Raw genomic sequence first — 7,472 nt, forward strand, 5'->3', positions numbered from 1 at the left:
ATAATCTGACATTTGCTTCCCTCCCCCTATTTGGTTCCAACAATCTAGTACTGGTAATTCAGCTTCCCAGATCTTGGGCCATTGCTCTTCTTATGTTATGAGGAAGCCCTCCTGGAGGTTACTCCGTAGGAACAACCAAATGGCGACTAGGAGGGCGGTTTGCGGGAAAACTAAGGCAAACGATAGTTAGTGGAGGAGCAGGGTTGGCTAACCATAAAGGCACTACCTTTTCTACCTTTCAAATCGCTGCCGCCTATGTAGGCACGGTGGTAGGAGCCGGGTTCGCATCTGGACAGGAGATACTGCAGTTCTTCTCTAGTTTTGGTCGCTGGGGGTTACTGGGCCTAGCCAGCGCCACCGTCCTGTTCATCTTTTTTGGCCATATAATCCTTCAAACCGGGCACCGCTTGGGAGCGAACTCTTATCAGCCACTCTTGATAGAGGTGGGGGGTCATTGGGTGGGAAAAGCCATGGACTGGTTCATTACTTTCTTTTTATTTGGTTTTTTAACCGTAATGGCAGCAGGCGCCGGAGCCATTTTTGCGGAGCAATTCGGCTTTACTGCCTTGTGGGGTAGTATGCTCATGGTGGTTTTGGCGGTCCTGACCGTGTTAATGGGTTTGAGCGCCGTGGTTTCGGCCCTGAGCATTGTGACTCCCTTTTTGATCGCAGCCGTCTTGATCGTGGGAGCAGCCAATATCTGGCCCTATTTTGCCTCCGGGGCAGCAGTCCCTCCTAGCACCGGCACCGGAGCTGGCATGGTTGCTCCGCAAATGAGAAGTCCGCTGGGCTCCAACGAACTGGCCGGCTCACCTGCAGGCGCACCTCCGGCCGGACCCGGCTCCTGGAGTAACCGGCTGGGTATAACCCTAAGCGTGCCCCTCCTGGAAAAGCTAGGGTGGTCGGATTGGGCCCGCGCCGCAGCTCCCTTTTGGCCCCTGGCTGCCCTTTTGTATGCCTCTTATAACCTGATTTTGGCTCTGCCGGTACTGGTGCCCATCAGCAACGCCAGCCGCCCTCGTCACCTCCTCCGCGGCGCCATTGCCGGCGGCCTGGGGTTAGGGTTAGGCGCTCTGGCCATCTACTTGGCCATTCTGGCCAACTTACCACTGATCGCCACCAGGGAAGTGCCTATGCTCTATGCCGCCAACAATCTGGCCCCATGGGCTGACCTCCCTTACAGCCTGATCCTTTTGGCCGAAGTCTACAATACCGCCGTTGGTAGCCTGTACGGGTTTAGCGTTCGCCTGTCGGATCCTGCTACTCCCCGTTTCCGCTGGCTGGTTATCGGTTCCGGGGCAGCAGCTTTCCTAGCAGCCCAATTGGGCTTCTCCCGCATGGTAGGAACAGTGTTTCCGGCCATAGGATACGTGGGCCTAGTTTTCCTGGGATCCCTAACCTATGGCTGCTTTAAGCGGGGGTGGAGACTCCGGCCGGTCTCGCCCCCGCACCCCACTGCTGCCGGCCCAGCTGCTGCTAAACCTAGGACACCAAAGAAACCGCCATAACCCTAGGAGCCCAACCCGCATGAGCCACTCCGACCACAATTGAATTGGACTAGGAGAAATGTTATCTTTACATGGAATTCGACTGGTGCCCTATGCGCCCAGCCGCACAAGCAGACATGGAAAAAGCGCGCAGGGAAGGTTGGGGCGCTGACCGGAAGCGACATTAGGCCGAGCGGCTAAGCCACCTTAGCAATGGCGAGGCTGGAGAAGGCCCGGAGGGCAGGACGCTTGGAGTCGGCCACGGACATGGAGATCCGATTGGCTGGGAAGCTCGCTGGAGCTTGAGATGAAGCACAAGCTCGCTCCCCGCAGGATTACGGAGCGGAGGAACAGCGCCCCACTGGAAACATATGGTTTTTGGAGGGCATTTCATGTCCAGAGAGAAGATCCTGGTAAGTGCCTGCTTGGCAGGGCATAACTGCAAGTACAACGGCGGTAACAACCTAGCTCCGGCTATTAAAGAGCTGGTACAGCAAGGTATAGCCATACCGGTTTGCCCCGAGTGTCTGGGTAAGCTCACCATTCCCCGCCCCCCAGCCGAAATCCAAGGCGGGAACGGAATGGATGTCCTCAGCGGTCAGGCCCGGGTGATTGACCGGGAAGGCAAAGACGTTACCCAGGCTTTTCTTCGGGGCGCGCAGGCGGTGCTGGCTAAGGCCCAGCAGGTAAAACCCTCGTTGATAATCCTTAAGGAGAAAAGCCCCTCCTGCGGTACCACCCTTATCTTTGACGGTAGCTTCTCGGGACGGACCCGCCCTGGGCCCGGAGTGACTGCCGCTCTCCTGTACCAGTACGGTTTCCCCCTACGCAACGAAAATAATTGGCAAGAATAAAACCAAGCTTACCTCTAGACACTAGTATCGATAGATGTCATCCATACTTCCGATAGGAACGAGGGAACAAGCTTGCAGGTTGGCCTCATCGGCCTGGGGCGGATGGGCTTTAATCTGGCGCAAAACATGATCGACCACGGCCACCAAGTGGTAGCCTATAATCGCTCGCCTGATAAGACTAAGGCTGCCCAGCGAGAGGGGATCAATGGTGTGTACGCTTTGGAGGGTCTGGTGGAGAAGCTAACTCCGCCCCGGGTAGTCTGGCTTATGCTCCCAGCGGGGGATCCGGTAGAAAGCATGCTGGGAAAATTGATCCCCCTTTTAGTCACGGGCGATACCGTAATTGACGGCGGCAACTCGCATTACCAGGACAGTATCCGTCATTACCAAGCTTTAACAGCCAAGGGCATTAATTTTGCTGATGTCGGCACCAGCGGTGGACTTGCCGGTGCAAGGCACGGCATTTGCGCTATGGTCGGAGCTGAAGATCGCGTATTCAAACAACTGGAACCGCTAATTGCCAGCATCAGCGTGCCGGAGGGTTATATCCATACCGGACCTCCCGGAAGCGGCCATTTCGTTAAAATGGTTCATAACGGCATCGAATATGGAATGCTTCAAGCCATCGGTGAAGGATTTGAGGTTCTAGCCCGCGGACCATTTCCCTTCAACTTGCAGGCAATAGCCCAAGTTTTTAATCACGGATCGGTAATCCGGAGCTGGCTAATGCATCTTCTCGAACAGGTCCTTAAGGATGGAAGCCAACTAGCCACCATCAAACCCATAGTCCATTCTTCAGGGGAAGGTATGTGGATGGTCCAAACCGCCCTAAGACTGGGAATACCGACCCCAGTCATTGCCGCTTCCGTCTTTGCCCGCTACCAGACTGAAAATCAAGATCAATTTGCCGCCAAAGTAGTAGCTGCCCTCCGCCACCAGTTTGGTGGGCACAATGTTGAAACCACAGTACCGGAAAGGGGCTAACCAGGAATGGGCAGCCGAATTCCTGACTGCTGCCTGATTATTTTTGGGGCAACTGGCGACTTAGCCCGCCGCAAGCTCTTCCCTGCCTTAGCGAGCCTGGCCGCCCAAAAACTTCTGCCCAATCGCTTTGCTGTCGTAGGCTTAGCTCGACGGCCAGAAACCAACTCCAGTTTTCGGAACTACCTCAAGGCGACTATTCAACAATACGCGCCTAGGCAATTGCCCAGCGGGGCTATTGAAGAATTCCTGTTACCACGAACCCATTACATACAGGCCGACATCCACGACCCCGACAGCTATGCCCGGCTCCAGGCTATTTTGGTCGGCCTCGAGGATGGCGGTAATACTACCCGGAACCACATTTTCTATTTGGCCTTAGCGCCCGAGCATTTCCAAACCGTGGCTCAGAACCTCCAGCGGTCCGGCCTGGTACCTGGCCAGCCCTACACCCAGAGCTGGCCACGACTGGTCATTGAAAAGCCTTTCGGTTGGGATCTAGAATCGGCCCGAAGGCTGAATCAAGCCCTCAGGAACGTATTTCCGGAGGAAGCCATTTACCGCATCGATCACTATCTCGGTAAGGAAATGATTCAAAACCTCATGGTCATCCGCTTCGCCAATGCCTTTTTTGAGCCGGTATGGAACAATAAATATATTGATCACGTTCAGATAAGCTCCTTAGAAACTGACGGGGTAGGCACTCGCGCTACCTATTACGAAAAGGCCGGTGCCTTGCGCGATATGGTACAGAACCATATGCTGCAACTGGTAAGCATGATTGCTATGGAACCCCCTGCCAACTTGGATACCAATGATATCCGGGAAGAAAAAGTAAAGGTGTTAAGATCCCTGCAGCCCTTTACCCCCCAAACCATCCGCAAGAACGCGGTGCGCGGCCAGTACCAAGGTTACCGCAGCGAAACAGGAGTACGTTCCAACTCCACCACCGAAACCTTTGTGGCATTGAAGCTCGCCATTGACAATTTCCGTTGGGCCAGGGTTCCCTTCTACCTGCGTACCGGCAAGCAGTTGGCCCAAAAAGCCATCGAGATCGTGGTCCAGTTTAAGTCCCTTCCCGAGATTCTGTACTTTAAAGAATACGGTGAGCTGCTGCCCAACCTCCTGGCCATTCGTATCCAACCCTTAGAAGGAGTCTTCTTACGGCTCAACGCCAAAAGACCAGGCACGAATGATTTTATCATCCCCATCAAGCTCGACTTTTGCCAGAACTGTGAGGTAGGGACAAATTCACCTGAAGCTTACGAACGCTTACTGCTAGATGCCATGCGCGGGGACCAAACCTTGTTTACCGGGTGGGAGGAGGTAGAATATTCCTGGAGATTCGTGGATCCACTGGCCCAGGAGTGGTCGCAGACCTTGCCTCCATTTCCCAATTACGCGGCAGGCAGCTGGGGGCCAGAGGCCGCTCAACAGCTCTTACTCAGAGATGGCAGGCAATGGGCCCAACTAGAATGAGGCGTAGTCGGCGAAAAGTACAAGCAAAGATGGCTTGGGCATGACCACCAGACCGGGCCAGATTGCTTCGGGAGGAGGCATATCATGTTTCGCATTTATGACATAACTTGGCCGATTCATCCAAAAATGCCGGTTTACAAGAATCGCCTGAAGCAATGCCCTCGGATCGAAACCACCAGGGACTATGAAGCCGGCATCAGAGAATCGCAGATTACCATCAACCTCCACACTGGCACCCACCTGGATGCCCCCATGCATGTCGATAAGGAAGGGGTAAGCGTGGACCAGCTGGGCCTACTTCCTCTGCTCGGGCCTTGCCGGGTACTAGATCTTACTGGCGTTGGAGAAAAGATAGAGGCGGGAGATTTAGCCGGTCAAGCCATAGCGGCAGGTGAGTTCATCCTGCTGAAAACACAGAATTCACTGGTCGGGAGTGTAGCCGAAGACTTCGTCTATCTGGGAGCGAGTGGCGCTCAGTATCTCGCTCAGGCCCAAGTCCGCGGGGTGGGGATCGATGCTCTAGGCATCGAGCGCGACCAGCCCGAGCACCCTAGTCACAAGGTACTGCTACAAAAAGGTATTATAATAGTCGAAGGTCTGTACTTGGATGAGGTAGCGCCCGGTTCCTATTTTCTGGTGGCCTTGCCCCTGAAAGTAATAGGCACCGAAGCCGCCCCCCTGCGAGCCGTTCTTATAACGCCTGAAGCTGATATGCCAACATGAGTAAGCGCAAAGGCCGGGGCACCTGCATCCCCGGCCCTTTGCTATGCTTTTGCATGCACCAGCTCAGCCCTCCACTGCAGGCCAAGGCTTAAGCGATTAGATCGTAAAGGGTAACTGCCCCGATTATGGTTACAATGACGGCGCATATATACATGAAGCACACGGCCGGAGCAGACAAGGCAATGCCCTTGTCAATCTTGCGGCCAAGGTACACGCTTGCCCAAGCAATAACCGGAATCATCAGGGTTCCGGTAATGCCGCCCAGGAACACCAAAGCTACCGGTGTCCTGATGGCAAAGTACCCAAGGGCAAATACCACCAAAAGCAGGATGGTAAAGCCATTGGACCATTTGGTTCTCTGTTTACCACTGGTCACTTTAATGGATCCAAGCCTCAGGAAAAAATCAAGGAGAAAACGGGCATAGGCAGCAGCATTAGCATAAAAGGTGGAATACATGGCGAAGAAGGCGCCAATCATAAACAAGTAGAAGCTCCATCCTCCATATATCTCGGTAAAAACAGCGGAAATACTCTTTAGTACTTCCAGTCCTGAGGGCAGGATCCCTAGCGTATGCAACACCTTAGCGCCGAGTACATAGAAGGCTGCAGTAACAAAGGTAAAGACCGTGGCGGTGACGATTATGTCCTTATGCAAAACGCTGATCCAGCCCTTGGCCCTCTTCTTCCATTCAGGCGTGTCGTGTCTAGGGCCTACATTTCTGGCATATCCTTTCTCCAAGCACCAGTAATGGTAGGACACGATTTCCGCTGAAGCTAGACCAGTTATGCCAAAGGCGCCAAAGGCTACTTGCCAGCTTTCCCGCGGAATAGCAAAGGAAAATCCTTGGGCCAGGTCGGCTAGCGTTACCCTGTACGGTGTAAACATTAGGAGCACTGAAGCAATAACTGCAGTCAGAGAAAACACTACTACCAAGAAGGTGGCTACGTTTTGGATGGTGTCATATCTGGCCTTAAGATAGGCGATACAGGAAACCACCACCAAAACAGCTGCCCAGAACCGCTCATCCAGGGCAGGAACAAAGTTCATGATTACCGTACCGGCGGTTCCAAGTATCCCTCCCTGCTGGAGGATTACAGAGAAGATATACATCATCCATAGCCAACCCACCAAGTGAATGTTAAATATCCTTGGGCCGGGAAGATCGCTAAAGGCCTCCAGGGGGCTCTTGCCGGTCACCACCGCATATCGGGCTAGTTCTTCCAAAAAGATAAGCTTGACGATACAGCTTAGAAGAATCAACCCCAGGCCGGCCATACCCACTTTCGCACCCAGAATCGGCACGGCAATGACTTCGCCGCTGCCTACAACTGCTGCCGCTAGGATCATGCCTGGTCCCAGATACTTGAAGCTCTGTCGCCACCTTTGAGGTGGCTCCAGTACGTCCTCGTCCCGAAGCCGGTATGGATCAACGTCCAGGAGACCTCCGTTAACTTCTTTGCTCATTCCCACTCCCCTCTCCTCTTTCCAGATGATTATAGTTCGAGTGCAAATTTGACTATTGTTGGCCTGAAGTCACACCACCTCACTTATGGTTAAATTCTAAAAACCAATTCCCAACAGCTGTTGCATATATGTCAACCTAGGCTCGAAAAAGCCCAGGAGTGGGGCGTTGTAGCATGGAACAAGTCAATCGTTTCTAGCAACATTGAGATTATTTCCCTTCGCTATTTCTTGCCCGGTTGCTTCATTTGTTTCTAACTATACAACTGTGTTTTGTTAGTGTACAGCTTTGGCTTTGACGCCAGAGCGGGAAGCAGCCGTTACCCCTAATGGCGCTTACGGTCAAAGAAAAACCCCGCCTTTGCCAGCGGGAACTGACGAAATATATCGAGACGCTCTATGCAAATAACCGCCAGAACACATTCCTGGCGGTTATTCTTTTCCCGAGCTCACTACATCCACACTACATCCATCCGGCCACCCGCA

At 53.5% G+C, this 7,472-nt stretch carries 6 protein-coding genes; 5 read left to right on the forward strand and 1 reads right to left on the reverse strand.

The window, feature by feature from the left end; genetic code table 11:
- The first annotated feature begins 203 nt into the window (after positions 1-203).
- The 5 genes from H5U02_12740 to H5U02_12760 all read left to right on the forward strand — a co-directional run bounded on the left by H5U02_12740 (position 204) and on the right by H5U02_12760 (position 5,524).
- Positions 204-1,508, forward strand: coding sequence for a hypothetical protein (locus tag H5U02_12740; GenBank protein ID MBC7343286.1), 1,305 nt, complete (start codon positions 204-206; stop codon positions 1,506-1,508).
- A 371-nt stretch (positions 1,509-1,879) separates the two neighbouring features.
- Complete coding sequence (locus H5U02_12745) at positions 1,880-2,341, forward strand: DUF523 domain-containing protein (protein MBC7343287.1); 462 nt, start codon at positions 1,880-1,882, stop codon at positions 2,339-2,341.
- Positions 2,342-2,413: 72 nt separating this feature from the next.
- Positions 2,414-3,325 carry a decarboxylating 6-phosphogluconate dehydrogenase gene (gene gnd / locus H5U02_12750; GenBank protein MBC7343288.1) on the forward strand — a complete coding sequence of 304 codons (912 nt, stop codon included), beginning with the start codon at positions 2,414-2,416 and terminating at the stop codon, positions 3,323-3,325.
- A gap of 6 nt (positions 3,326-3,331) precedes the next feature.
- Entirely contained in the window at positions 3,332-4,801 is a 1,470-nt protein-coding gene (locus H5U02_12755; GenBank protein MBC7343289.1) for a glucose-6-phosphate dehydrogenase, read from the forward strand.
- Positions 4,802-4,885: 84 nt separating this feature from the next.
- Positions 4,886-5,524 carry a cyclase family protein gene (locus H5U02_12760; GenBank protein MBC7343290.1) on the forward strand — a complete coding sequence of 213 codons (639 nt, stop codon included), beginning with the start codon at positions 4,886-4,888 and terminating at the stop codon, positions 5,522-5,524.
- A gap of 88 nt (positions 5,525-5,612) precedes the next feature.
- On the opposite strand, the gene H5U02_12765 is transcribed toward H5U02_12760, so the two are convergent.
- Complete coding sequence (locus H5U02_12765; protein MBC7343291.1) at positions 5,613-6,989, reverse strand: Nramp family divalent metal transporter; 1,377 nt, start codon at positions 6,987-6,989, stop codon at positions 5,613-5,615.
- Positions 6,990-7,472: the final 483 nt, after the last annotated feature.

The sequence above is a fragment of the Clostridia bacterium genome (assembly GCA_014360065.1).
Taxonomy (GTDB): domain Bacteria; phylum Bacillota; class DSM-521; order Neomoorellales; family JACIYF01; genus JACIYF01.